Genomic DNA, 22,001 nt, shown 5'->3' on the forward strand with positions numbered 1-22,001 from the left:
TTCAACACGAACTCGAATGTTCATTCACCTAAGGAGCGGGCAATGACATCACCGACAGCGTCGTCGGACCTGATCCACGAGCGGGCCACGAAGAAGGCGCTCACGCGCCTCGTGCCGCTGCTCATGGCGGCGTACTTCATGGCCTTCGTCGACCGGACGAACGTCGGCCTGGCCAAGACCTCGCTCGAGGTGGACGCCGGCATCGACGCCGCCGCCTACGGGCTCGGCGCCGGGCTGTTCTTCATCACCTACGCCTTCCTCGAGGTGCCGAGCAACCTCATCCTCCACCGGGTCGGGGCGAAGGTCTGGATCAGCCGGATCGCGGTGACGTGGGGCCTGCTGACGATGTCGATGATGTTCATCTCCAACCCGACCGTCTTCTACGTCCTGCGCCTCCTCCTCGGCGCCGCCGAGGCCGGTCTCTACCCCGGGATCATGTACCTCATCACGATGTGGTTCGCGCAGAAGGACCGCGCGAAGGTCGTCGGTCTCATCCTCACCGCGTCCTCGGTCGCCTTCATCGTCGCCAACCCCATCGGCGGCGCGATCATGACGCTCGACGGCCTCGGCGGGCTGCACGGCTGGCAGTGGCTCTTCGTCCTCGAGGGCATCCCGACGGTCCTGCTCGGCGTCTACATCTTCTTCCGCCTGCCGAACTCGCCGCAGACGGCGACCTGGCTCGAGCCGGAGGAGGCCGCCGAGCTCACCCGGCGCGCCGTCGGCGACGAGGGCCACGTCGTGGAGACCCCCGGCGCGATCATCCGCAACGCGATGTCCAAGCCCTTCCTGCTCACCATCGCGGCGATCTACTTCATGAACCAGATCGCGACCTACGGCGTCGTCTTCTTCGTCCCCTCGATCGTCGAGTCGATGAACGTGTCCGACCCCTTCATGATCGGTCTCATCGCCGGCTCGGTCGGCATCGGCGCCGTCGTGGGCGTCATCGCGATCCCGCGGGTGCTCGCCCGCACCGGCAACGAGGTCGTGCTCATCGCGATCGCGACGGCCGCGGCGATCGTCATGGCGCTGGTCTTCGTCGCGGTCGACCAGCCCGTGGCCCGCATGGTCATCCTCAGCGCGACGATGCTCTTCATCGTCGGCGTGCAGCCGCTCTACTGGTCGGTCCTCATGGCCCGTCTCGGCGGCGTCGCCGCGGCGGCTGGTCTGGCCTTCGTCAACACCATCGGTCTCACCGGCGCCTTCGTCGGGCCGTACGCGTTCGGTCTCACCGAGAAGGCGACCGGCTCGCCGTCCTCGGGGCTGTGGGTCCTCATCGCCGCGACCTGCGTCGGCCTGCTGTGCGTGCCGCTGCTGCGCGTCCTGCTCACCCGCCACGACCGCACCCACGCGGTGCGCCCGGTCGAGGAGTCGGTCCCGAGCGCGATCTGACCACCCGCGCCGGACGCGACGGCCACGACCCCACCGGGTCGTGGCCGTCGTGCGTGCCGGGGTGCCGGGCCGGCCGTGACCTGCGATGCTGCTCGCTCAGCAGCAGGGGAGCACGTCATGAGCATCGAGACCCGGGACCCGCACGTCCCGCAGCCCGCCGCACCCGAGGGCGAAGGGGGTGCCCGCCCGGCGCCCACCCGGTGGGGCCGCCGGATCGGGCGGGCCTTCGTCGTCCTGTGGGTGGTCGTCGCCGCGTACGCCTGGCTGGCCGGGTCGCAGGTCGTCTCTCTCGACCGCCTCGAGTCAGATCTCAGGGACGGCTCGATCGGGGAGATCGCGCGTGACCAGCGCGTACCCGTCTCCTCGTGGTGGGACGGCGCCCCCGGCGAGAGCGCGTCCGACCCCGCCTCCGGCGCGATCGTCTACACGAGGGCCGACGACCTCTTCCCTCGCAGCTACGTCGTCGTGCCCACGTCCTCGGGCACGGACGCACCGTGGGCCTGGGGGACCTTCTCCGGCGGGTGGGTCGACTGGTACGGCGAGGAGCTCAGCCACCGGGACGCGTTGCTCGAGCGCGTCGACGCCGAGATCCCCCAGGCCCGCGTCGACGCGGCGCCCGAGCCCTGGGTCGACGGGGTGGGTTGGGACGTGGGCTTCGCCGTGGTGCCGATGCTCGTGACTCTCGCTGCGCTGGGGGTCCTCGTCAACGCCCGGCCGACGTACGGCAACCGGTGGTACTGGCTCTGGGTGATCATCATCGTGCCGGGAGGTCTGGGGTGGCTGGCCTACGCGCGCCGTGAGCACCTCGCCCCGCGACCGAGGGCGAGGCGGGACGGCGGGGTCGCGGGGCTCTTCACCGCCCTCGTCGCGAGCTTCCTGCTCGGCCTCGTCGCCCTCCTCGTGGGCAACGCGACCGGCATGACCGTCATCCCGCGCTAGGCGTCGACGCGCAGGTCGATCGGGGTGCACCGCCCGTTGTTCGACTTCTCCGCGGAGCAGGCGGTGACGCCGACGAGCAGGTCCATCTCGGCGCGCACGACGAAGCGGTCGCCGGGCACCGTCGGCGGCGGGTCGATGTGCAGCTCGCCGTCGAGATCGGTCCACACGTCCATGAAGACGTTGAGCGTCGTCGAGATCCGGTCCGGCGAGATGCCGTGCGGCGCGAAGGCCCCGGCGAGGTTGGCGAAGCAGCTCGGGTGCTCGGCCCCGCCGAGGTCGGGGTAGAGGATGTCGAAGGTGTCCTGGCTGCACGGCGTGAGCGTGAGGTCGTGCACCCCGACGCTGTCCTCGACGACGGTCGCCATGACGCGCGAGCGGTTGCTGTAGAGGCTGCTGCCCGGCCCGACGTAGATCGTGTTCGCGTAGTCGGTCGTGCGCCCGCTGGAGAACCACTCGTCGTGGTCGTCGGCGGCGAAGAGGAAGAGGTCGCTCACCTGCTCCCCGCACGGGTCGACGACGGTGAGGGTCGCCCCCTTCGGCAGCCGCACGGCGGTGCCCGTCTGCGGCGCGAGACGGGTGAAGCCCTCGGCCGGTGCGTCCTCGCCGCCGGCGTAGGCGCGGCGGGCGTCGGGCGCGGGCGTGCGGGGGTGCTGCGAAGGGGGAGTCATCACGGCTCTCTCGGGGTGAAGGGGGCGTGCCAGTCCTCGTCGACCCTACGACCGGAGTACTGGCGTGCCTCCGAGGACGACCCGTGGTCGGCGACCATCGGGTTGGTCGTGCCCTGCACGGCGATGTCCCGGCGTCGGATCGTGTCGCGCATGCGCTCGTAGGAGCCCTGGCTGCGCAGGGTCTCGAACTGCTCGTGGAGGTTGAAGACGAGCATCGGCAGCGGCGCACGGCGGGCGACGCGCGAGGCCTGCGGGTGCAGCCCGACGATGAAGTACGCGACCCCCGCCTGGCTGAAGGCGAAGTGCGCCTGGTCGGGCTCCTGGTCCACGCCCGACGCCCACGGCACCTCGTCCTCGTCGTGCAGCGTCTGCAGCACCTGCCACAGCATCTGCTCGAAGTGGCGCTCGTCCTCGACGGCCGGGCCGCGGAAGACGGCGACGAAGGAGACGAAGGGCCCCGCGGGGTCGGCGCTGCGGCCGTACTCCGCCAGCGCCCGGGCGAGCTCGTGGACGTCGTGCGGCGAGGACATGTCGTCGAGGACGACGACGGTCGCGTCGTCGCGGCGGAAGACCGAGCGCGCGCCGAGGCACGGGTACTCCGGGTGGGCGATCATCGCGCCGACCGCGGCGACGACGTCGTCCCTGCCCGCCTCGGCCAGACCGGCGTCGGCCTGCTCCTGGAGGTGGTGCTCGAGAGAGCGGGCAGCGGTCTCGGGCACAGTCATGGCCTCGACGCTAGGTCGGCGGGGAGGCCGACGATGCCTCCTTGCGGGTGTGAGCCCCATCTGCCCCACGAGCCCCGGCAGGCCCTAGGATCGCCCGCCGTGAGCGATCGATCCCAGACGCAGCCCGCCGTCACGGTCAACCCCGAGGCCGGGGAGCACCGCGTCGTCGCCGACCCCGAGCTGCTCGCCGCGTGCGAGCGCGCCATCGAGGTGACCTACGAGCGCCACCCGTACTACGCGGCGCGGTACTCCGAGCGGGGCCGACGCTTCTCCTCCAGCGACTCGGGCTGGCTCGCCCGGCTCGGCACGGCGGACCCCGACCACGCGTGGGGCCAGGTGTCGTGGCTGGCGCAGGTCCTCGCGGCGCGGGGGATGCCCACGGTCCTGCTCGAGGAGCACCTCGCGCTGCTCGCGGACCAGATCCGGACGGTCGAGGGAGAGCAGGTCCGCGCGGACGGGCTCGCCGGCCTCTCGCGGCGGCTGCGCCGGGCGCGGCTCGGTGCGCTCGACCACGACACCTTCGTCGAGCTCGAGCGCGACCTCGAGATGCGGACGGCGGGGGAGAGCACCCAGCTGCCCCGGGCCGGTCTGCTCGTCGTGTCCGCCGTCGCGGACGAGCTGCGCGGGCTCGAAGGGGTGGAGTCCTCGCTCCTCCAGTGGCTGGCCGACCCCGAGGTCTTCTCACCCACCTGGGCCCGCGCGGTGCGGACCACCGCAGACCGGGCCCGCGCGGCGGCGAGCCCGGTCGGGGTCGGTCAGCGGTAGTTCGTGTACTGCAGGGCGACCTCGAGGTCCTTGCCCTTGAGCAGCTGCTGCACCGCCTGGAGGTCGTCGCGCGACTTGCCCGAGACGCGCAGCTCGTCGCCCTGGATCTGGGCCTTGATCCCCTTCGGGCCCTCGTCGCGGATGATCTTGGAGATCTTCTTCGCGTTCTCCTGGTCGATGCCCTCCTTGAGCGGGCCGGCGAGGACGTGCTCCTTGCCCGAGGGCTTGGGCTCCTTGTCGCCGAAGTCGATGTTCTTCAGCGAGACGCCGCGCCGCACGAGCTTGGTCTCGAAGACGTCGAGCACCGCGAGGACGCGCTCGGCGGTGTTCGCCTTGATCGTCACCGACTCGCCGCTCCACTCGATGGAGGCGCCGACGCCCTTGAAGTCGTAGCGCTGGGCGACCTCCTTGGCGGCCTGGTTGAGGGCGTTGTCGACCTCCTGCTTGTCGACCTTGCTGACGATGTCGAAGCTGCTGTCGGCCATGCTGGGTGCTCCTGGGGTGCGGGTCGGGGACGGGGTGCACGCGCACGATTTAGCCTGCGTGCCGCGGCTTGCTATCCTTCCACGCGCACGGCGGGTTGCCCGAGCGGCCAATGGGAGCGGACTGTAAATCCGTCGCGAAAGCTTCGAAGGTTCGAATCCTTCACCCGCCACCCGTGCAGCGAAGGCCTCGGACCGACACCGGTCCGAGGCCTTCGTCGTCCGGCCGTGACCGCCTCCTGGAGGGACCGCTGATGACCGACCGACCGATGATCACCCGGGGCGGGGTCGCGCTCGCGGCCGCGTCCGGCCTGGTCACCGCCGCCCTGAGCGCGCAGGAGCACCCCCGTCTGCTGCGCGGGGTCACCCTCGTCGTCGCGGCCGGCGCCGGGGTCGCCGTCGCGACCGGTGCGGCGGCCGGGTGGCGCGAGGGCAGCCCCGAGCCCGCCGACGGGCCCCGGCAGCGCGTGCCCCTCCCCGTCTCGCTCGGCCTCGGGACCCTCGCCGCGGTGACCTTCGCCGCCGGCGGCGAGCTCGGGCTGCGCGGTCAGGCTGCCGTCGAGCGCTGGGCGCAGCGCACGACCCGGCACCCCCGGCTCGTCCTCGGCCTCGGCGGCGCCGCGATCTCGCTGCTCGCCACGGCGCTCGACCCCACCCCGCAGGACGCGGGCGAGGACCCCCGGTGAGCGACCTCGTCGTCGGCGAGGACGGGCTGGCCCGCCCGCCCTGGGCGAGCACCGACCCGCTGCTGCGTGCCTACTACGACACCGAGTGGGGCATGCCGGTGCGCGACGAGCGCGGCCTCTTCGAGCGGCTGAGCCTCGAGGCCTTCCAGTCCGGGCTGTCGTGGGCGACGATCCTGCGCAAGCGGCCCGCCTTCCGGGCGGCCTTCGACGACTTCGACCCCGAGCGCGTCGCCCGCTACGGCGACGCCGACGTCGCCCGCCTCATGGCCGACGCCGGCATCGTGCGCAACGCGCGCAAGGTCGCCGCGACGATCACCAACGCCCGCGCGACCCTCGAGCTGCGCGCCGACGGCGGGCTCCCCGGGCTCGTGTGGTCGCACCAGCCGCAGACCACCCCCGTGCCGACGACCCAGGCCGAGGTGCCGACGACCTCGCCGCAGTCGGTCGCCCTCGCCCGAGAGCTCAAGGCACGCGGCTTCGCCTTCGTCGGCCCGACGACGATGCACGCGCTCATGGAGGCGGTCGGCGTCGTCGACACCCACCTCGTCGGCAGCCACCGGCGCGGGACGTCCGGGCTGTGGCGAGAGGATGGCACCCGTGCCTGACCACCCCTTCGTCACCGAGGTCCCGACCCGCTGGCTCGACAACGACCAGTTCGGCCACGTCAACAACGCCGTGCACTACCAGGTGATGGACACGGTCATCAACGACTGGCTCCAGGCCCAGGGCTTCGACCCCGCCGGCGACGTCGTCGACCTCGTGCCCGAGAGCGGCTGCCGCTACCACGCGGAGATCTCCTACCCCGACCGCTTCGTGGTCGCGCTGTCCGTCGCCCGTCTCGGGCGCACCTCGGTGACGTGGTCGCTCGAGCTCTCCCGGGCTAGTGACGGCGTCGCCGTCGCGACCGGCCACGTCGTCCACGTCTTCGTCGACCGGGCGACCCGCACCCCCGTGCCGATCGAGGGCTCCCTGCGCGCCGCGATGACCTCGATCGCGCGGTCCGAGCAGGCCTAGGAGGGGGGCGATGGGGGAACCCGCGGGCCCCGATTTCCGCCCCGACCGCCTCGCCGTGTAATCTCTGCGAGGCGCCGCGCACACGTGTGCGGCACGCCCCCTTAGCTCAGTCGGCAGAGCGTTTCCATGGTAAGGAAAAGGTCGTCGGTTCGATTCCGACAGGGGGCTCGGTATGGCATCACCGGCTCGTCCGGTCGGTGCCGCACCGCACGGCGGGGTAGCTCAGCTGGTTAGAGCGCACGACTCATAATCGTGAGGTCGCGGGATCGAGTCCCGCTCCCGCTACGAGCACCGGTGCCGGTGGCATCCGCAGCGCGGATTTCGCCGTCCTCGGTGCGTGCCCTATCCTGGTATGTCGATGGCCGCCGCCCAGGGCGCGTGTGCCCGACCAGATCGTCTCCACCCCCGTTCCGAGAGCAGGTTGTCCCGTGGCTAGCAAGAGCGCCGACGTCCGTCCCAAGATCACGCTGGCGTGCACGGAGTGCAAGGAGCGCAACTACATCACCAAGAAGAACCGTCGCAACAACCCCGACCGCATGGAGCTGTCGAAGTACTGCCGTCGCGACGGGCGCCACACGCTGCACCGCGAGACCCGCTGAGCGTCCCGCACCGCGCACCTCGACGCCGCCCCGGCCACCGGCCTGGGGCGGCGTCGCGCTGTCCCGGCGCGGCACTAGGGTGAGGCCCATGGCTGTCAACGAGTCCTTCGTCGGGCGCACGTACCCCCCGACCGAGCCCTACCAGGTCGGCCGCGAGGCGATCCGCGACTTCGCCGACGCCGTCGGCGCGAGCTCGCCCCTGCACCGCGACCTCGAGGCCGCCCGGGCGGCCGGCTACCGCGACCTCGTCGCGCCGCCGACCTTCGCGGTCATCGCCGGTCAGCGCACCGACCGCCAGTTCGTCACCGACCCCGAGGCGGGGGTCGACTACTCCCGCGTCGTCCACGGCGAGCAGCGCTTCGTCCACCACCGCCCGATCGTCGCCGGCGACGAGCTGCGCGGGGTGCTGACGATCGACTCCGTGCGCGCCGCCGGCGGCCACACGATGGTCGTCATGCGCAGCGACCTGCTGGACCCCGAGGACCAGCCGGTCGCGACGTCGCTGTCCACGATCGTCATCCGCGGGGAGGAGTCGGCATGAGCGTGCGCACCCACGACCAGGTGAGCGTCGGCGAGGAGCTGCCGGGTCTGACCCTCCACGTCGACCGGGCCACCCTCGTCGGCTACGCCGGTGCCTCCGGCGACCGCAACGTCATCCACTGGGACGAGCGCTTCGCGCGCTCCGTCGGCCTGCCCGACGTCATCGCCCACGGCATGTGGACCATGGGCGCGGCCGTCGAGGTCGTCACCTCGTGGGTCGGCGACCCCGGCCGGGTCGTCGACTACGGCACCCGCTTCACCCGTCCGGTCGTCGTCCCCTACGAGGAGGGCGCCGACGTCGAGGTGAGCGCGAAGGTCACGAGCCTGGACGAGCAGACCCGCCGGGCCGTCGTCGACGTCACCGCGACGTGCGCCGGCGAGAAGGTGCTCGGCCGCTGCCGTGTCACCGTCCAGCTCGACTGATGCGCACCGACCACGACGCCCCGATCGCCCCGCTGACGACGATGCGGGTCGGCGGCCCCGCCGCCACCCTCGTCACCGTCGAGTCGGCGGACGAGGCCGTGGCCGTCGTGCGCGAGGTCGACGCCGCCGGGCGTGAGCTGCTCGTCGTCTCCGGGGGCTCCAACCTCGTCGTCGCCGACGAGGGCTTCGACGGCGTCGTCCTGCGCATGGCCAGCCGCGGCATCACCGTCGAGTCCCAGGACCTGTGCTCGGGGGCCTTCGTCACCGTCGCCGCCGGCGAGCCGTGGGACGACCTCGTCGCCCACGCGGTCGCCTCCGGCTGGTCGGGCATCGAGGCGCTCAGCGGGATCCCCGGGCTCACCGGTGCGACGCCGGTGCAGAACGTCGGCGCCTACGGCCAGGAGGTCGCCCAGACCATCGCCCGGGTCCGGGTGCTCGACCGCACGACCGGTCAGGTGCGCACGATGGCGGCGGCCGACTGCCGCTTCACCTACCGGCACTCGGTCTTCAAGGGCACCGACCGCTTCGTCGTCCTCGACGTGAGCTTCCAGCTCGCCCTCGCCGACCTCTCCGCACCGGTCGCCTACGCGGACCTCGCCCAGCAGCTCGGCGTCGAGCTGGGGGAGCGGGTCCCGCTCGCCGACGCCCGCGAGGCCGTCCTCGCCCAGCGCCGCCGTCGCGGCATGGTGCTCGACGAGGCCGACCACGACACGTGGAGCTGCGGGTCCTTCTTCACCAACCCCGTCCTGCCCGCCGCCGACCACGACGTCCTCGTCGCCCGGGCCGCGGAGCGGCTCGGGCCCGACGCACCGCCGCCGCCCCGCTTCGACGCCCCCGGCGGCCAGGCGAAGACGAGCGCTGCGTGGCTCATCGAGCGGGCCGGCTTCGGCAAGGGCTACGGCATGCCGGGCCCGGCCGCGCTGTCGACGAAGCACACGCTCGCGGTGACCAACCGCGGGTCCGCGAGCGCGGCGGACGTCGCCGCGCTGGCCCGCGAGGTGCGCGACGGCGTCCGCGAGGCCTTCGGCGTGACCCTCGTCAACGAGCCGGTCTTCGTCGGGCACGCGCTCTAGCCGCTCCCCCCGCAGGCAGCAGGGCCCGGCACCCCTTCGGGTGCCGGGCCCTGCCGCCGCTGCTGCGGTGGGTCAGCGCACGGCCGCGGCCGCGTCGACCACACCCTGCCCGTAGTAGCTGTTCTCCGAGGCGTCACCGACGCACGGCGCACCGGCCGCGGTCGTCGAGCACGGGGTGTCGGTCGCCTGGGCGCGGATGCGCTCGACGACCTGCGAGGCGCTCAGCTCGGGGTGAGCGGAGCGCATGAGGGCCACGACACCGGCGACGTGCGGGGACGCCATCGAGGTGCCGCTCTTGTAGCCCCAGCCGTTGTTCGACACGATCGTCGACAGGATCCGGCTGCCCGGCGCCGCGACGTCGATCGAGCCGAGGCCACGGTTGCTGAACGACGACAGCTTGCCGGCCTGGTCGATCGAGGAGACGGTGAGCACGTCGTCGAGCTCGGTCGGGATGTCCTTGCACGAGGAGTTGATCGTGCGGTTGACCGCCGTGCCGTCGTTCGGGCTCGAGGCGTTCGTCGTCTTGTTCGACAGGTCGTAGGAGCTGTTGCCCGCCGCGGCGACGTGCACGGTGCCCTCGTCCTGCGACCACTTCACCGCGCGGCGCACGGCCTCGAGGGCCGGGGCCTGCTCGGGCTGGTCACCGCACCAGAACTCGAAGGGGTCGACGTAGTAGCTGTTGTTCGTGACCTCCATGCCCTTCTCGCCGGCCCACATGAAGCCGCAGATCGCGTACTCGGGGTAGATGTACCCCTCGTCGCTGACGACCTTGACGGAGGCCATCTTCACGCCCGGGGCGACGCCGACGATGCCGACGCCGTTGCGGGCGGCACCGATGGTGCCGGCCACGTGGGTGCCGTGGTCGCTCGTCGTCGGGGCCCAGCCGGTGGCCGAGGTGTCGGGACGACCGCCGGCCGTGCAGTTGACGGACTGCGCGACGTCGATCTGGCTGGCGAGGTCCGGGTGGTCGGGGTCGATGCCGCTGTCGAGGACGCCGACGGTGACCTTCGAGGAGCCGGTCGTCGTCTTGTGGGCCTCGGGGACGCCGATGTTCTTCATGTCCCACTGGAGCGACTCGTACTGCTCCGGGACTCCGGTCGCCGGGGTGGTCGGGCCCTCGACGGGGTCCTCGGCGCGGGGGATCGCCTTGATCTGGCCCTTGCCCGGGCCCCAGGGGGCCTGGACGCCCTCGGGGGTGCCCTCGAGGACGGTGGCGGTGCGGGTCGGGCCGGCCGACGCGACGGCGCCCTTGGCCTTGGTGACGACCTCGGTGCGGAAGTCGCCGTTCTTCGAGTGGGCGACGACGACGCCGATCTGGGGCCAGGACTGCACGACGACGCCGCCGGCGGCCTCCACGGCCTTCTCGACCTTGCGGACCTGGCCGGGGTTGACGATCTTGGCGTTGACGACGTAGCTCGCGAGCTGACCGTCCGGCGTGCTCACGGGGACCGGGGTCGACGGCGGCTCGGCCGCGCTGCTCGAGCCGGCCGCGGACTGCGAGCCGACGAGGGTGAGACCGATCGCGGCGGTCGCCACGATCCAGGGGGTGGTGCGCTTCCTCGTTGAAGCCATGGGGGAGTTTCTCCTTCGGGCTGCCCCGCCGACAGGGTGCGCGGCGGGCTCCGGCGATCCTGGCAGGCGGGGCTCGCCCGCGCCAGACCCCTGCGGGTCACGCCTTCGTGACGGACCGCGTCACAAGAAGGCCCGGCCCTCCCCGCGGTAGGTCGGCACGCTCTGCACGACCTCGTCGCCCTCGACGAGGTGCAGGACGTCGACGTGCTCGCTCAGCTCGCCGGCCTTCGTGTGGCGGAACCACACGCGGTCGCCGATGCGCAGGTCGTCGACGCGAGGACCGGTGAGCGGCGTCTGCACCTCGCCCGCTCCCTCGGCCCCGAGCAGACGCAGGCCGGGCGGGTGCACCGGGAGCGGGAGGCGGTCGCGCCCGGCCGCGCCCGAGGCGACCCAGCCGCCGCCGAGCACCGTCGCGTGCCGGGGGGAGGGGCGCCGCACGACGGGCAGGACGAAGTGGGCGGCCGGGCGGGGCCGGAATCGGGTGTAGTGGTCGAAGAGGTGCGGGCCGAGCAGCCCGGACCCCGCCGCGACCTCGGTGACGGCGGCCTCGGCGGAGGTCGTCTCGAGGCTGCCGGTGCCGCCGCCGTTGACGAAGTCGAGCGGCGCCACCTCGCGCACCGCGGCGACGGCCTCGGCCCGACGCTGCGCGAGCTCGGCCACCGAGCGTCGCTGCACCGCGCGGACGGCGAGACGACGCAGCCCGGGCTGGTCGTCGCCGACACCGGCGACCTGACCCTCGTAGGCCATGAGCCCGACGAGGTGGAGCCGTGGGTGGTCGTGGACCGCCCGGGCCAGGGCGGCGACCTCCTGCGGGGTGTGCGCGGGCGAGCGGCGCGCCCCGAGGTGCACCCGGCCGCCGGCCAGCCGCAGCGACGCGTCGAGCTCGACGCACACCCGCACCGGTGGGCCGTCGGCCCCGACGTGGGCGGCGGTGAGGTCGAGGTGCTCCCGGCTGTCGACCATGAGGGTCACCCGGGCGGCCAGGCGCTCGTCGGCCCCGAGCCGGGCGAGCGCCGCGCGGTTGACGCTGGGGTACCCGACGACGACGTCCTCGACCTCCTCGGCGAGCCACAGCGCCTCGGGCAGGGTGTAGGCGAGGACCCCGGCGTACCCGGGGGTCGCCAGGGTGCGCCGGACGATCTCGCGGCACCGCACCGACTTGCTCGCGACCCGGATCGGGGTGCCGCCGGCCCGCCGGACGAGGTCGGCGGTGTTCGCGCGCAGCGCGGCGAGGTCGACGACGGCGAAGGGGGGCTCGAGGTGCGCGGTGGCACGGGCGAGAGCGTCGTGGTCGACGGGGCGGGCGCGGGGGTCCCCGCTCATGGTCCGAGCACCCGCTCGAGGTAGGGGTTGGCGAAGACCCGTCCGGGGTCGACCTCGTCGCGCACCGCGAGGACGTCGTCGAAGCGGGGGTAGAGCGGGCGCAGGGCGCTCGCGTCGAGCCGGTGCATCTTGCCCCAGTGCGGCCGCCCGCCGGCCGCGCCGAGCACGTCCTCGCACACCGAGAACCACCGCTCGTGCGGCATGCGGTGGTATTGGTGGAAGGCGACGACCGCGCTCTCGCGCTCGTACGCCGGCGAGAGCCAGATGTCGTCGCTGCGCACGAAGCGGATCTCGAAGGGGAAGGACACCGGCTCGTCGTGCTCCTCGACCCACCGCCACAGCTCGCGCAGGGCCGGCACGAGGGCATCGCGGGGCACGAAGTACTCGCCCTCGCGGAAGCGCACGTCCCGCCGGGACGCGAAGACCCGCGGCGCGAGGTCGGTGAAGTCGCGGGCCGAGATCGCCCGGGTGACGAGCGAGGTGATGCCCGGCACGAGGCGTGGCACCCGGGTGCCGACCCGCAGCAGCGCCTCGAGCCCGACGTTCGTCGCGATCTCGTCGTCGAGCAGCCGGGCGAGGGTGCTCATCGGCCGCAGCGGCGCGTCCTCGGGCAGCCGCTCGAAGCGCCGGGTGAGCGCGGTCGAGGTGTGCGGGAACCAGAAGAGCTCGAAGTGGTCGTTCGTCGCGGCGAGCTCGTCGATCTCCTCGAGCAGCTGCTCCATCGGCATCTTCGCGTCGACGGCGTGCAGCGCGTAGAGCGGCACGCACTGGAGCGTCACGCTCGTCATGACGCCGAGGGCGCCGATGCCGACCCGGGCCGCCGCGAAGAGCTCGGGGCTCTGCGTCGGCGAGCAGGTGACGACGCTCCCGTCGCCGAGGACGAGCTCGAGCGCGCGCACCTGCGTCGAGATGCTCCCGAACCTCTCGCCGCTGCCGTGGGTGCCCGTGCTCACCGCACCGCCGACGGTCTGCCGGTCGATGTCACCGAGGATCTCCAGGGCCAGCCCGTGCTCGGCGAGCAGGGGGGTGAGCCGGTACAACGGCATCCCCGCCCCGACACGCACCAGGCCCGAGGCGCGGTCGACCTCGTGCACCGCGTCCAGCCGGTCGGGCAGCAGCTGCACGCCCGGGGCGACGGCCGCGCCGGAGAAGGAGTGACCGGCACCGACCGCCTTGACCCCGAGCCCGTCGCGCACGGCCGCACGGACGGCGTCGCAGACCTCCTGGGTCGACGACGGCGAGACGACCCGTGCCGGGTCGGCCCGCTCCGTGCCCGCCCAGTTCTGCCAGGTCACGATCCCGACCCGTCGCCGGGGTCCTGGGCGAGCCACGCGTCGACGTCGGCCTCGGCCTGGCGGCGCACCTCCTGCGGCGCGCGGCTCATGGCGAAGGAGGCGCGGGCGAGGTCGGCCAGGGCGGCGTCGTCGAGCCCGAGGTCGCGGGCGGTCTCGTACTGGTCGACGAGCCGGGAGCCGAAGAGGAGGGGGTCGTCGGCGCCGAGGGCTACCTGGGCGCCAGCGTCGACGAGCCGGCGAAGGGGGACCGCCCCCGCCTCGGGGTAGACCCCCAGCGAGACGTTGCTCCCCGGGCAGACCTCGAGGCCGATGCCGCGCTCGACGACGAGGTCGAGGACGCGGGGGTCCTCGACGGAGCGCACGCCGTGGCCGAGGCGCTGCGGCCCGATGGCCTCGACGGTCGTCTCGACGGCGGTCGGCCCGAGCAGCTCACCGGCGTGGGGCGCGAGGAGCAGACCGGCCCGCTCGGCGATGCGGAAGGCGGGGGCGAAGTCGGCGGTGTCACCGCGCCGCTCGTCGTTGGACAGCCCGAAGCCGACGACCTCGCCGGGTCCGTCGCCGGCGTGGTGGGAGGCCAGGCGGGCTAGCGTGCGGGCCTCGAGCGGGTGGCGCACCCGGCTCGCCGCGACGACGATCGCGACCTGCGCCGAGCCTGTGCGCCGCGCGTCGCGCGAGACCGCCCGGGCCTCGTCGAGGACGATCTCGATGGCCGGGGTGATCCCGCCGACGAAGGGGGCGTAGGACGTCGGGTCGACCTGCAGCTCGAGCCAGCGCGAGCCCTCCGCGCCGTCGTCGGCCGCGGCCTCGCGCACGATCCGCCGCATCTCGGCCTCGCCGCGCACGCAGTGCCGCGCCGCGTCGTAGAGCCGCTGGAAGCGGAACCACCCGCGCTCGTCGGCGGCCGAGAGCTCGGGCGGGTAGGAGCCCGGGTCGAGCGCGCTCGGCAGTCGCAGCCGGTGCTCGGCGGCCATCTCGCGCACGGTCTCGACCCGCATCGAGCCGGTGAAGTGCAGGTGGAGGTGCGCTTTGGGCAGGACGGCGAGATCGCGCCGGGGCACCGCCCCTACCCCTGGTCGCCCTGGCCGGCGAGACCGTCGGGCCGGTCGCGACCCGCGCCGGTCGCGTGCTCGACGGCGGCGAGCAGGACGCACGTCGCGACGACCTCCATCGCCTCGCGCACCTCGTCCAGGGGCGGCATCGTCGGGGCGAGGCGGATGTTCTCGTCCTGCGGGTCCCGGCCGTAGGGGAAGGACGCCCCGGCCGGGGTGAGGGCGACGCCGACCCCCTTCGCCAGCTCTACGACCCGGCTCGCGGTGCCCGGCACGACGTCGAGGCTGACGAAGTAGCCGCCGGTGGGGGAGTTCCACCGGGCGATCCCGAGCCCCCCGAGGCGCTCGCCGAGGACCCGGTCGACCTCGGCGAACTTCGGCGCGATGATCGCGGCGTGCTCGCGCATGTGCGCCCGCACGCCCTCGGCGTCGCCGAAGAGCTCGGCGTGGCGCAGGTGGTTGACCTTGTCCGGGCCGATCGAGCCCTTGCCGAGGTGCTCGAGGTACCACGCCACCTGCTCGGTCGAGCTCGCCATGAAGGCGACGCCGGCCCCGGCGTAGGTGATCTTGCTCGTCGACGCGAACATGATCGGCCGGTGGGGGTGGCCCGAGGCCGCCGCGAGGCCGAGGACGTCGGCGCTCTTGGCCTCGTCCGGCCCGAGGTGGTGCACGGCGTAGGCGTTGTCCCAGAAGATCTTGAAGTCCGGCGCGGCCGTCGGCATCGCGGCGAGCTCGGCGGCCACCTCCTGGCTGCAGACCGCCCCGGTCGGGTTGGCGTAGGTGGGCACGAGCCACATGCCCTTGACGACCGGGTCGTCGGCGACGAGCGCGGCGACCGCGGCCGCGTCGGGCCCGTCCTCACGCATCGGCACCGTGACCATCGAGATGCCGAGCTCCTCGAGGAGGGCGAAGTGGCGGTCGTAGCCCGGCACGGGGCACACGAAGGTGACGGACTCCTCGTCCTTCCACGGCCGAGGGGAGTCCACGCCGCCGAAGAGCAGGAGGTCGACGAGGCACTCGCGCATGAGGGTGAGCGACGAGCTGCCCCCGGCGACGAGCTGGGGGACGTCGACGCCGAGCAGGTCGGCGAAGATCTCGCGGATCTCGACGAGACCGGCCAGGCCGCCGTAGTTGCGCACGTCCGTGCCGGAGCGGTCGGTCGTCGTCGACGGCAGGCGGAGCAGGGCGTCGGAGAGGTCGAGCTGGGCAGCGCTCGGCTTGCCGCGGGTGACGTCGAGGGCCAGGCCCTTCGTGCGCAGCGCCTCGTAGTCCTCCCGCGTGCTCGCCAGGAGATCGTCGAGCTCGTCGGGGGCGAGGTCGGACAGGGGCCGAGGGCTGCGCTGGGCGGTCACGAGCGCCAGTCTGGCACCGCCGTGGTCGGCGCGGGCGGGGGCGCCCCGCCCGCTGCGGGCCGGGCGGCTCGGCGCCGGTTCGCGCCCGGGCCACCGGCTCACGTATGGTGGTCCCTTGGTTGACCTCGACCAGAGTCTCCGCCATGCCCCCGGGCAGGCCTGACGAAGGGGGTCGACCGCGGGACCCGGACCCAGCCCGGGGCCCGTAGGGCAGTGGCTCAATTGGTAGAGCACCGGTCTCCAAAACCGGCGGTTGGGGGTTCGAGTCCCTCCTGCCCTGCGTTACGCGGTACCCACCGCGCAGCATGGTGTCCCCGACGACGAGAGAAGTGACGACGTGACCGAGCTCGGTGCGCAGCCGTCGAAGGCTCGACGTCAGGAGCCCAAGGGCGGCAACCCGGTGTCCCGGTTCTTCGGGTCGATCGGGCTCTTCATCACCCAGGTGCTCGACGAGCTCCGCAAGGTCGTCCGCCCGACGCGCTCGGAGCTGGTCAACTACACGCTCGTCGTCATCGTCTTCGTCACGGTGATGATGCTCTTCGTGTCGCTGGTCGACTTCGGCTTCACCAGGCTCGTGATGTGGGTCTTCGGCGGCTGACCCCGCCCCCGCACGACCCGTACGTCCTGCGGCGCCCCGCGCCGCCCGTCCACAACACGTGAGGTAGCACCAGGCCATGTCCGACCAGCCGACCAGCCCCTTCGCCGGCTCCGACGACGAGCTGACGCCTGCCCAGGCCGAGGCCGCCGCCAGCGGCCTCGCCACGCCCGACCTGCCCAGCGCCGACGAGGTCGAGGCCGAGCGCGCGCTCGACGCCGACGCCGACCTCGCCCTCGACGCCTCCTCCGACGAGGACGGCGCGAGCGAGGACGACGCCACCGAGGACGTCGACGTCGAGGTGAGCGACGAGAGCGCCCCCACGACGGACGAGGACGGCGACCTGCTCCCCGAGGACCAGGCCGACCCGGTCCAGGCCTTCAAGGACGACCTCGCGAGCAAGTTCGGCGACTGGTACGTCATCCACAGCTACGCGGGCTACGAGAACCGCGTCAAGCACAACCTCGAGACGCGCGTCGCGAACCTCAACATGGAGGACTGCATCTTCGAGGTGGCCGTCACGATCGACGAGGTCACCGAGATCAAGTCTGGCCAGAAGAAGACGCGCAAGCAGCCGCGCATGCCCGGCTACGTCCTCGTGCGCATGGACCTCACCGACGAGTCGTGGGGCGCCGTGCGGCACACCCCGGGCGTCACCGGCTTCGTCGGCAACGCCCACGACCCGGTCCCGCTGAGCCTCGACGAGGTCTACACGATGCTCAAGCCCGCCGACCTGGAGAAGTCCGCCGCCGGCGCGACCTCCGGCGGGGGAGCGAGCAAGGGCGCCGACGGCTCCGGCCAGGGCACGACCCTCGACTTCGAGGTCGGCGAGTCGGTCACCGTCACCGACGGCCCCTTCGAGACCATGCCGGCGAGCATCGCCGAGGTCCACCCGGACACCCAGAAGCTCAAGGTGTTCGTCTCCATCTTCGGCCGGGAGACCCCGGTCGAGCTGTCCTACAGCCAGGTCGCCAAGATCTGAGCGCAGGACGGCGGCCGGTCTGACACCTCGGACCGGCATGCAACCGGGTCATCGCCCATGGCGTCGGCCCACGATCATGTGAGGAGCTTGGGATGCCTCCCAAGAGCAAGAAGGTCTCCGGCCTCATCAAGCTGCAGATCCAGGCCGGTCAGGCCACCCCCGCGCCCCCCGTCGGCCCCGCGCTGGGTCAGCACGGCGTCAACATCATGGAGTTCGTCAAGGCGTACAACGACGCCACGGCGGACAAGCGCGGCAACGTCATCCCCGTCGAGATCACGGTCTACGAGGACCGCTCGTTCACCTTCATCACCAAGACCCCGCCGGCCTCCGAGCTCATCAAGAAGGCCGCCGGCGTCCAGAAGGGCTCGGGCGAGCCGCACAAGACGAAGGTCGCCACGCTCAGCGTCGACCAGCTGCGCGAGATCGCCGAGACGAAGATGCCCGACCTCAACGCCAACGACGTCGAGGCCGCGATGAAGATCATCGCCGGTACCGCGCGTCAGATGGGCATCGAGACCGAGCAGGTCTGAGACCGAGCAGGTCTGATGCTCCCGCGGGACCCGGGCCTGACGGCCCGGGTGCCGCACCCCCTCGTGGGAGGGCCGGCGCTGGCCCGCACCACACCTCCACCATCACCACCAAGGAGAGATCCATGAAGCGCAGCAAGAGCTACCGCGCAGCGGCCGAGGCCGTCGACCGCGACGCCATGTACGCCCCGCTCGAGGCCATCCGCCTGGCCAAGCAGGGCGCGAAGGGCACCTACGACGAGACCGTCGAGGTCGCCTTCCGTCTGGGCATCGACCCCCGCAAGGCCGATCAGATGGTCCGCGGCACGGTCAACCTGCCCCACGGCACCGGCAAGACCGCCCGTGTCCTCGTCATCGCCAACGGCGACAAGGCCGAGGCCGCCCGCGAGGCCGGCGCCGACCACGTCGGCTCCGACGACATGATCGAGAAGATCCAGGGCGGCTGGATGGACTTCGACGCCGTCGTCGCCACCCCGGACCTCATGGGCAAGGTCGGTCGTCTCGGCAAGGTGCTCGGCCCCCGCGGCCTCATGCCGAACCCGAAGACCGGCACCGTCACGATGGACACGGCCAAGGCCGTCACGGACATCAAGGGCGGCAAGATCGAGTTCCGCAACGACAAGCACGCGAACCTCCACTTCATCATCGGCAAGGTCTCCTTCGACGAGAAGAACCTCGTCGAGAACTACGCCGCCGCGCTCGAGGAGATCACCCGCCTCAAGCCGTCCGCGAGCAAGGGCCGCTACATCACCAAGGCCGTGCTCAGCACGACCATGGGCCCCGGCATCCCGCTCGACTTCACGCGCACGAAGGACCTCCTCGAGGAGTCCGCGCCGGCCAGCTCGGCCGACGTCGCCGCGCAGTGACCTCACGCGCCTCTCACGACTGAGGCGCACACGAAGGGGGACCGGGCCAGCCCGGTCCCCCTTCGTCGTCCTCCCGGGACGATTTGGTCGTGCGGGCGAGCGCCCGTAGGCTGGTCCCGACCGATGACCGCCGGTTTGCTGGTCGACCCACCCGGGTCGACCAGCCGAAGGTCCTGCCACGAGCAGGGCGACCAGCGCAGGACGAACCGATCGACCACTCGCCTCAGGGCGATGCTGTGCGAGCCCCGGTGCGCCCTGCGCCGGGGCTCTTCTCGTGACCGGGGCCGGACGCCGGGGGTGATCGCCCCACAGAAATCACGAGAAGGAGGCCCGCATGGCGAACGCTGAGAAGACTGCCGCCATCGCCGAGCTGACGGACAAGTTCCGCAGCTCCAGCGCGGCCGTTCTCACGGAGTACCGCGGTCTGACCGTGGCCCAGCTCGCCGAGCTGCGCACCAACCTCCGTGGCAACGCCACCTACTCCGTGGTGAAGAACACGCTGACCGAGCTCGCCGCGAAGGAGGCGGGCGTCGAGTCCGCCTTCGAGGGCCAGCTCGTCGGGCCGAACGCCATCGCCTTCGTCGAGGGCGACCCGGTCGAGGCCGCGAAGGCTCTGCGCAACTTCGCCAAGGACCACCCGCTCCTCGTCATCAAGGGTGGTGTGCTCGACGGCAACACCCTGAGCGCCGAGGACATCAACAAGCTCGCGCTGCTCGAGTCGCGCGAGGTGCTCCTGGCCAAGCTGGCTGGCGCCATGAAGGCCCAGCTGACCCAGGCCGCCTACCTCTTCAACGCGCCGCTGGCACAGACGGCTCGCGTCGTCGACGCCCTGCGCGCCAAGGTCGAGGAGCAGGGTCCGGCCGACACGGCCGCCCCCGCTGCCGAGGCCGAGGAGGCCCCGTCCGAGGCTGCTGCCGAGGACACCCAGACCGTCGCCGAGGGTGGCGACGAGAGCTGAGGCCCGCCCCCTCGGGGGAGAGCCCGGCTCGACGACACACACACGCCACTCACGGCTGAAACATCTGTAGAAAGGACGCCCATCATGGCGAAGCTCAGCACCGACGAGCTCCTTGAGGCCTTCAAGGAGATGACCCTCATCGAGCTCTCCGAGTTCGTGAAGCAGTTCGAGGAGACCTTCGAGGTCACCGCCGCGGCCCCCGTGGCCGTCGCGGGCGCCGCCCCGGCCGGTGGCGGCGACGCCCCCGCCGCGGAGGAGCAGGACGAGTTCGACGTCGTCCTCACCGCTGCTGGTGACAAGAAGATCCAGGTCATCAAGGAGGTCCGCGCGCTGACCTCCCTCGGCCTCAAGGAGGCCAAGGACCTCGTCGACGGCGCCCCCAAGCCCGTCCTCGAGAAGGTCGACAAGGCTGCCGCGGAGAAGGCCAAGGAGGCCCTCGAGGGCGCCGGCGCCACCGTCGAGCTCAAGTGATCTCGACCCCTTCGGGGGTCATCTGATCGACGGAAGGGCGGGTCGCACCTCACGGTGCGGCCCGCCCTTCGCGTGTCCGGAGGTGCGACGCAGGAGCCTCGGAGGGCGCTGCCCGGCCTCAGTGCTACAGGAGGGGGCGGTAGGGGGAGAGGAGGCCCTCGGCGAGGCGGGAGACGAAGGGGCGCTCGACCCACTGCGCGAGCGTGATCTCCGTGCTGTTGAGGGCGTCGGCGGCGAAGACCTCCTCCATCTGCGCGGCGACGTCGGCGTCGAGGATCTCGAGGTTGATCTCGTAGTTGCCGGCCAGGCTCAGCCGGTCGATGTTCGCCGTGCCGAGCGTCGTCCAGCGCCCGTCGATCGTCGCGGTCTTCGCGTGGACCATGGCGTTCTCGTAGCGCAGGATGCGCACGCCACCGCTCAGCAGCTCGGTGTAGCTGCGCCGGCTCAGCCAGTCGGCGACGACGTGGTTGCTGAAGTGCGGCACGAGGATGCGCACGTCGACCCCGCGGCGCGCGGCCTCGACGAGGGCGCGGGTGAGCACGTCGTCGGGGATGAAGTACGCCGCGGTGAGCAGGATCCGCTCGTCGGCCCGGTCGATCGCCTCGAGGTACATGTTGCGGATCGGGTAGACCATGTCGGTCGGGATGTTGCGGTGCACGCGCATCGTGCTCGACCAGGTGCGCGAGTCCGGGTGCTCGAGGTGCGGCGAGCAGCGCCCTGGTGCGACGTTCCAGTAGTCGACGAAGGCGTTCGCCAGCTCGACGACCATCTCGCCGCTCACCCGCGCGTGCGTGTCCCGCCAGCGGTCGGCGTAGAGGCTGCCGACGTTGTAGCCGCCGAGGTAGGCCGCGCGGGAGTCGACGACGAGGAGCTTGCGGTGGTTGCGCCCGCTCTGGCGCGGGGTGACGAAGGGGAATCGGCCGAGCAGGGGGTGGCGCTTGACGTGGATGCCGTCGGGCAGGCCGGCGAAGAAGGACCGGGGCACGACGAGGTTGGCGAACTCGTCGAAGGCGACGAAGACCTCGACACCGCGCTCGTGGGCGCGCACGAGGGCGTCGCGGAAGGCGTGCCCGATCTCGTCGCCCTTCCAGATGTAGGACTCGAAGAAGACGCGGTGCGTCGCGGCGTCGATGTCGGCGAGCATGTCGTCGAAGAGGGACTCGCCGGAGGTGTAGATCCGCAGGTCGCCCCCGGGCACCGGCACGTCGTGCGGCTCGACGCGGGGCAGACGGCGCGAGGGGCGGTCGCGCTTGCGCCGCGAGTCGACGAAGAGCAGGGCCGCGACGGTGGTCGCCTGGGCCGCGAGCGTCGCGGCCAGACCCTGGCGGATCGTGCGACGCGGCGAGAAGCGGGACATGGCCGTCACCCTAGGGGAGCCGAACCCCGGACATGCGGGGCTGCTGCCTTGACGTCGCCGTGGGCGATGGCGCACCATCATGGCGTCGCTTCGCCACGGCCTGGCTCACGTCAGGAGAGCGCGAGACCACCGTCAGGTCCCTGCACTTGACCGGGCTGGACAGTCATGCCCTTTATCGACTACCGTAGCCGTTTGCGCTGCCCTTTCTCCTCCGTCCCCAGCTCGCACGTCCTTCGCTCCCACCGCTGTGGGTGACGACGACGAGCCGAAGGACGGGTCGACGGGGACCCGCGCCGCCCGACCAACACGGCCCGTGGAAGGACCCATCCTTGGCTGCCTCGCGCACCGCTT

25 protein-coding genes and 4 tRNA genes are annotated in these 22,001 nt (G+C 72.3%); 20 read left to right on the forward strand and 9 right to left on the reverse strand.

The features are described from left to right. Positions 1–42 precede the first annotated feature (42 nt). Together L6241_RS11035 and L6241_RS11040 are read left to right on the forward strand one after the other, a co-directional pair. Positions 43–1,389: an MFS transporter gene (locus L6241_RS11035; RefSeq protein ID WP_368246239.1), complete on the forward strand. Its 1,347-nt coding sequence runs from the start codon at positions 43–45 to the stop codon at positions 1,387–1,389. Between the two features lie 117 nt (positions 1,390–1,506). Beyond that, a complete protein-coding gene (locus tag L6241_RS11040) occupies positions 1,507–2,328 on the forward strand; it encodes a hypothetical protein (protein WP_123092256.1) in 822 nt (273 codons plus the stop codon). Here the strand turns inward: L6241_RS11040 and L6241_RS11045 are convergent. After that, the gene (locus L6241_RS11045) at positions 2,325–2,996 is read right to left on the reverse strand and encodes a DUF1989 domain-containing protein (protein WP_083968997.1); all 672 of its coding nucleotides are present in this window, start codon (positions 2,994–2,996) and stop codon (positions 2,325–2,327) included. The genes L6241_RS11040 and L6241_RS11045 overlap by 4 nt on opposite strands. Beyond that, complete coding sequence (gene gntA / locus L6241_RS11050) at positions 2,996–3,721, reverse strand: guanitoxin biosynthesis heme-dependent pre-guanitoxin N-hydroxylase GntA (protein WP_368246241.1); 726 nt, start codon at positions 3,719–3,721, stop codon at positions 2,996–2,998. The genes L6241_RS11045 and gntA overlap by 1 nt, the downstream gene beginning before the upstream one ends. 99 nt (positions 3,722–3,820) lie before the next feature. Here gntA and L6241_RS11055 point away from each other — a divergent pair, with 99 nt between their 5' ends. Then, positions 3,821–4,486: a hypothetical protein gene (locus tag L6241_RS11055; RefSeq protein ID WP_368246243.1), complete on the forward strand. Its 666-nt coding sequence runs from the start codon at positions 3,821–3,823 to the stop codon at positions 4,484–4,486. On the opposite strand, the gene L6241_RS11060 is transcribed toward L6241_RS11055, so the two are convergent. Further along, positions 4,477–4,971, reverse strand: a complete 495-nt coding sequence (locus tag L6241_RS11060; protein WP_068277021.1) for a YajQ family cyclic di-GMP-binding protein — start codon at positions 4,969–4,971, stop codon at positions 4,477–4,479. The two genes, L6241_RS11055 and L6241_RS11060, sit on opposite strands and share 10 nt — an antisense overlap. An 89-nt stretch (positions 4,972–5,060) precedes the next feature. Between L6241_RS11060 and L6241_RS11065 the strand changes: the two genes are divergently transcribed. From L6241_RS11065 to L6241_RS11110, 10 genes are all read left to right on the forward strand, one after another. After that, positions 5,061–5,141, forward strand: a tRNA-Tyr gene (locus L6241_RS11065). Between the two features lie 81 nt (positions 5,142–5,222). After that, positions 5,223–5,654: a hypothetical protein gene (locus L6241_RS11070; RefSeq protein WP_368246245.1), complete on the forward strand. Its 432-nt coding sequence runs from the start codon at positions 5,223–5,225 to the stop codon at positions 5,652–5,654. Continuing rightward, complete coding sequence (locus L6241_RS11075; protein ID WP_318183097.1) at positions 5,651–6,259, forward strand: DNA-3-methyladenine glycosylase I; 609 nt, start codon at positions 5,651–5,653, stop codon at positions 6,257–6,259. Before L6241_RS11070 ends, L6241_RS11075 begins: the two co-directional genes overlap by 4 nt. Beyond that, on the forward strand, positions 6,252–6,668 hold the full coding sequence (locus tag L6241_RS11080) for an acyl-CoA thioesterase (protein WP_368246247.1): 417 nt from the start codon (positions 6,252–6,254) through the stop codon (positions 6,666–6,668). The genes L6241_RS11075 and L6241_RS11080 overlap by 8 nt, the downstream gene beginning before the upstream one ends. Before the next feature lie 95 nt (positions 6,669–6,763). After that, positions 6,764–6,836 (forward strand) — tRNA-Thr (locus L6241_RS11085). Between the two features lie 43 nt (positions 6,837–6,879). Next, a tRNA-Met gene (locus L6241_RS11090) sits at positions 6,880–6,953 on the forward strand. Positions 6,954–7,096: 143 nt separating this feature from the next. Continuing rightward, positions 7,097–7,267: a 50S ribosomal protein L33 gene (gene rpmG, locus L6241_RS11095; protein WP_068277029.1), complete on the forward strand. Its 171-nt coding sequence runs from the start codon at positions 7,097–7,099 to the stop codon at positions 7,265–7,267. 88 nt (positions 7,268–7,355) lie between these two features. Then, the gene (locus L6241_RS11100) at positions 7,356–7,808 is read left to right on the forward strand and encodes a MaoC family dehydratase N-terminal domain-containing protein (protein ID WP_123092249.1); all 453 of its coding nucleotides are present in this window, start codon (positions 7,356–7,358) and stop codon (positions 7,806–7,808) included. Continuing rightward, positions 7,805–8,230: a MaoC family dehydratase gene (locus L6241_RS11105; protein WP_068277035.1), complete on the forward strand. Its 426-nt coding sequence runs from the start codon at positions 7,805–7,807 to the stop codon at positions 8,228–8,230. Before L6241_RS11100 ends, L6241_RS11105 begins: the two co-directional genes overlap by 4 nt. Beyond that, the gene (locus L6241_RS11110; RefSeq protein ID WP_368246250.1) at positions 8,230–9,303 is read left to right on the forward strand and encodes a UDP-N-acetylmuramate dehydrogenase; all 1,074 of its coding nucleotides are present in this window, start codon (positions 8,230–8,232) and stop codon (positions 9,301–9,303) included. The genes L6241_RS11105 and L6241_RS11110 overlap by 1 nt, the downstream gene beginning before the upstream one ends. Positions 9,304–9,375: 72 nt before the next feature. Here L6241_RS11110 and L6241_RS11115 read toward each other — a convergent pair whose 3' ends face one another. The 5 genes from L6241_RS11115 to L6241_RS11135 form a co-directional block, all read right to left on the reverse strand. Then, on the reverse strand, positions 9,376–10,875 hold the full coding sequence (locus L6241_RS11115) for a S8 family serine peptidase (RefSeq protein WP_229299489.1): 1,500 nt from the start codon (positions 10,873–10,875) through the stop codon (positions 9,376–9,378). 120 nt (positions 10,876–10,995) lie between these two features. Continuing rightward, positions 10,996–12,198, reverse strand: coding sequence for an amino acid deaminase/aldolase (locus L6241_RS11120; protein ID WP_368246252.1), 1,203 nt, complete (start codon positions 12,196–12,198; stop codon positions 10,996–10,998). After that, complete coding sequence (locus tag L6241_RS11125; protein ID WP_368246253.1) at positions 12,195–13,493, reverse strand: D-arabinono-1,4-lactone oxidase; 1,299 nt, start codon at positions 13,491–13,493, stop codon at positions 12,195–12,197. The genes L6241_RS11120 and L6241_RS11125 overlap by 4 nt, the downstream gene beginning before the upstream one ends. Beyond that, positions 13,490–14,551, reverse strand: a complete 1,062-nt coding sequence (locus tag L6241_RS11130; RefSeq protein WP_368246254.1) for an adenosine deaminase — start codon at positions 14,549–14,551, stop codon at positions 13,490–13,492. The genes L6241_RS11125 and L6241_RS11130 overlap by 4 nt, the downstream gene beginning before the upstream one ends. A 5-nt stretch (positions 14,552–14,556) precedes the next feature. Beyond that, complete coding sequence (locus L6241_RS11135) at positions 14,557–15,894, reverse strand: aminotransferase (RefSeq protein ID WP_368246256.1); 1,338 nt, start codon at positions 15,892–15,894, stop codon at positions 14,557–14,559. A 207-nt stretch (positions 15,895–16,101) separates the two neighbouring features. On the opposite strand from L6241_RS11135, the gene L6241_RS11140 reads away from it, so the two are divergent. The 7 genes from L6241_RS11140 to rplL all read left to right on the forward strand — a co-directional run bounded on the left by L6241_RS11140 (position 16,102) and on the right by rplL (position 20,293). After that, positions 16,102–16,174 (forward strand) — tRNA-Trp (locus tag L6241_RS11140). 57 nt (positions 16,175–16,231) lie between these two features. Continuing rightward, positions 16,232–16,492: a preprotein translocase subunit SecE gene (gene secE / locus L6241_RS11145; protein WP_068277056.1), complete on the forward strand. Its 261-nt coding sequence runs from the start codon at positions 16,232–16,234 to the stop codon at positions 16,490–16,492. A gap of 76 nt (positions 16,493–16,568) precedes the next feature. Continuing rightward, positions 16,569–17,471 (forward strand): transcription termination/antitermination protein NusG, encoded by a 903-nt coding sequence (nusG, locus tag L6241_RS11150; RefSeq protein WP_368246257.1) that lies wholly within the window; start codon positions 16,569–16,571, stop codon positions 17,469–17,471. Positions 17,472–17,563: 92 nt separating this feature from the next. Next, positions 17,564–18,001 carry a 50S ribosomal protein L11 gene (rplK, locus tag L6241_RS11155; RefSeq protein WP_068277061.1) on the forward strand — a complete coding sequence of 146 codons (438 nt, stop codon included), beginning with the start codon at positions 17,564–17,566 and terminating at the stop codon, positions 17,999–18,001. A gap of 122 nt (positions 18,002–18,123) precedes the next feature. Continuing rightward, positions 18,124–18,864, forward strand: a complete 741-nt coding sequence (gene rplA / locus L6241_RS11160) for a 50S ribosomal protein L1 (RefSeq protein ID WP_068277064.1) — start codon at positions 18,124–18,126, stop codon at positions 18,862–18,864. A gap of 334 nt (positions 18,865–19,198) precedes the next feature. Continuing rightward, complete coding sequence (gene rplJ / locus L6241_RS11165; protein ID WP_068277066.1) at positions 19,199–19,822, forward strand: 50S ribosomal protein L10; 624 nt, start codon at positions 19,199–19,201, stop codon at positions 19,820–19,822. A gap of 84 nt (positions 19,823–19,906) precedes the next feature. Then, positions 19,907–20,293 carry a 50S ribosomal protein L7/L12 gene (gene rplL / locus L6241_RS11170; RefSeq protein ID WP_068277068.1) on the forward strand — a complete coding sequence of 129 codons (387 nt, stop codon included), beginning with the start codon at positions 19,907–19,909 and terminating at the stop codon, positions 20,291–20,293. Between the two features lie 124 nt (positions 20,294–20,417). On the opposite strand, the gene L6241_RS11175 is transcribed toward rplL, so the two are convergent. Then, positions 20,418–21,650, reverse strand: coding sequence for a phosphatidylserine/phosphatidylglycerophosphate/cardiolipin synthase family protein (locus tag L6241_RS11175; protein WP_068277070.1), 1,233 nt, complete (start codon positions 21,648–21,650; stop codon positions 20,418–20,420). Between the last annotated feature and the right edge of the window lie 351 nt (positions 21,651–22,001).

Source organism: Janibacter sp. Y6 (assembly GCF_040900765.1).
Lineage (GTDB): Bacteria > Actinomycetota > Actinomycetes > Actinomycetales > Dermatophilaceae > Marihabitans > Marihabitans melonis.

What these genes read in the sequence shown, in the direction of transcription:
- L6241_RS11035 (WP_368246239.1), top strand. Translation starts at nt 43, where the DNA reads ATGACATCACCGACAGCGTCGTCGGACCTGATCCACGAGCGGGCCACG.
- rplA (WP_068277064.1), top strand. Translation starts at nt 18,124, where the DNA reads ATGAAGCGCAGCAAGAGCTACCGCGCAGCGGCCGAGGCCGTCGACCGC.
- L6241_RS11175 (WP_068277070.1), bottom strand. Translation starts at nt 21,650, where the DNA reads ATGTCCCGCTTCTCGCCGCGTCGCACGATCCGCCAGGGTCTGGCCGCG.
- gntA (WP_368246241.1), bottom strand. Translation starts at nt 3,721, where the DNA reads ATGACTGTGCCCGAGACCGCTGCCCGCTCTCTCGAGCACCACCTCCAG.
- nusG (WP_368246257.1), top strand. Translation starts at nt 16,569, where the DNA reads ATGTCCGACCAGCCGACCAGCCCCTTCGCCGGCTCCGACGACGAGCTG.
- L6241_RS11060 (WP_068277021.1), bottom strand. Translation starts at nt 4,971, where the DNA reads ATGGCCGACAGCAGCTTCGACATCGTCAGCAAGGTCGACAAGCAGGAG.
- L6241_RS11110 (WP_368246250.1), top strand. Translation starts at nt 8,230, where the DNA reads ATGCGCACCGACCACGACGCCCCGATCGCCCCGCTGACGACGATGCGG.
- L6241_RS11045 (WP_083968997.1), bottom strand. Translation starts at nt 2,996, where the DNA reads ATGACTCCCCCTTCGCAGCACCCCCGCACGCCCGCGCCCGACGCCCGC.
- L6241_RS11120 (WP_368246252.1), bottom strand. Translation starts at nt 12,198, where the DNA reads ATGAGCGGGGACCCCCGCGCCCGCCCCGTCGACCACGACGCTCTCGCC.
- L6241_RS11070 (WP_368246245.1), top strand. Translation starts at nt 5,223, where the DNA reads ATGACCGACCGACCGATGATCACCCGGGGCGGGGTCGCGCTCGCGGCC.
- rplK (WP_068277061.1), top strand. Translation starts at nt 17,564, where the DNA reads ATGCCTCCCAAGAGCAAGAAGGTCTCCGGCCTCATCAAGCTGCAGATC.
- rplJ (WP_068277066.1), top strand. Translation starts at nt 19,199, where the DNA reads ATGGCGAACGCTGAGAAGACTGCCGCCATCGCCGAGCTGACGGACAAG.
- L6241_RS11105 (WP_068277035.1), top strand. Translation starts at nt 7,805, where the DNA reads ATGAGCGTGCGCACCCACGACCAGGTGAGCGTCGGCGAGGAGCTGCCG.
- L6241_RS11115 (WP_229299489.1), bottom strand. Translation starts at nt 10,875, where the DNA reads ATGGCTTCAACGAGGAAGCGCACCACCCCCTGGATCGTGGCGACCGCC.
- L6241_RS11040 (WP_123092256.1), top strand. Translation starts at nt 1,507, where the DNA reads ATGAGCATCGAGACCCGGGACCCGCACGTCCCGCAGCCCGCCGCACCC.
- rplL (WP_068277068.1), top strand. Translation starts at nt 19,907, where the DNA reads ATGGCGAAGCTCAGCACCGACGAGCTCCTTGAGGCCTTCAAGGAGATG.
- L6241_RS11100 (WP_123092249.1), top strand. Translation starts at nt 7,356, where the DNA reads ATGGCTGTCAACGAGTCCTTCGTCGGGCGCACGTACCCCCCGACCGAG.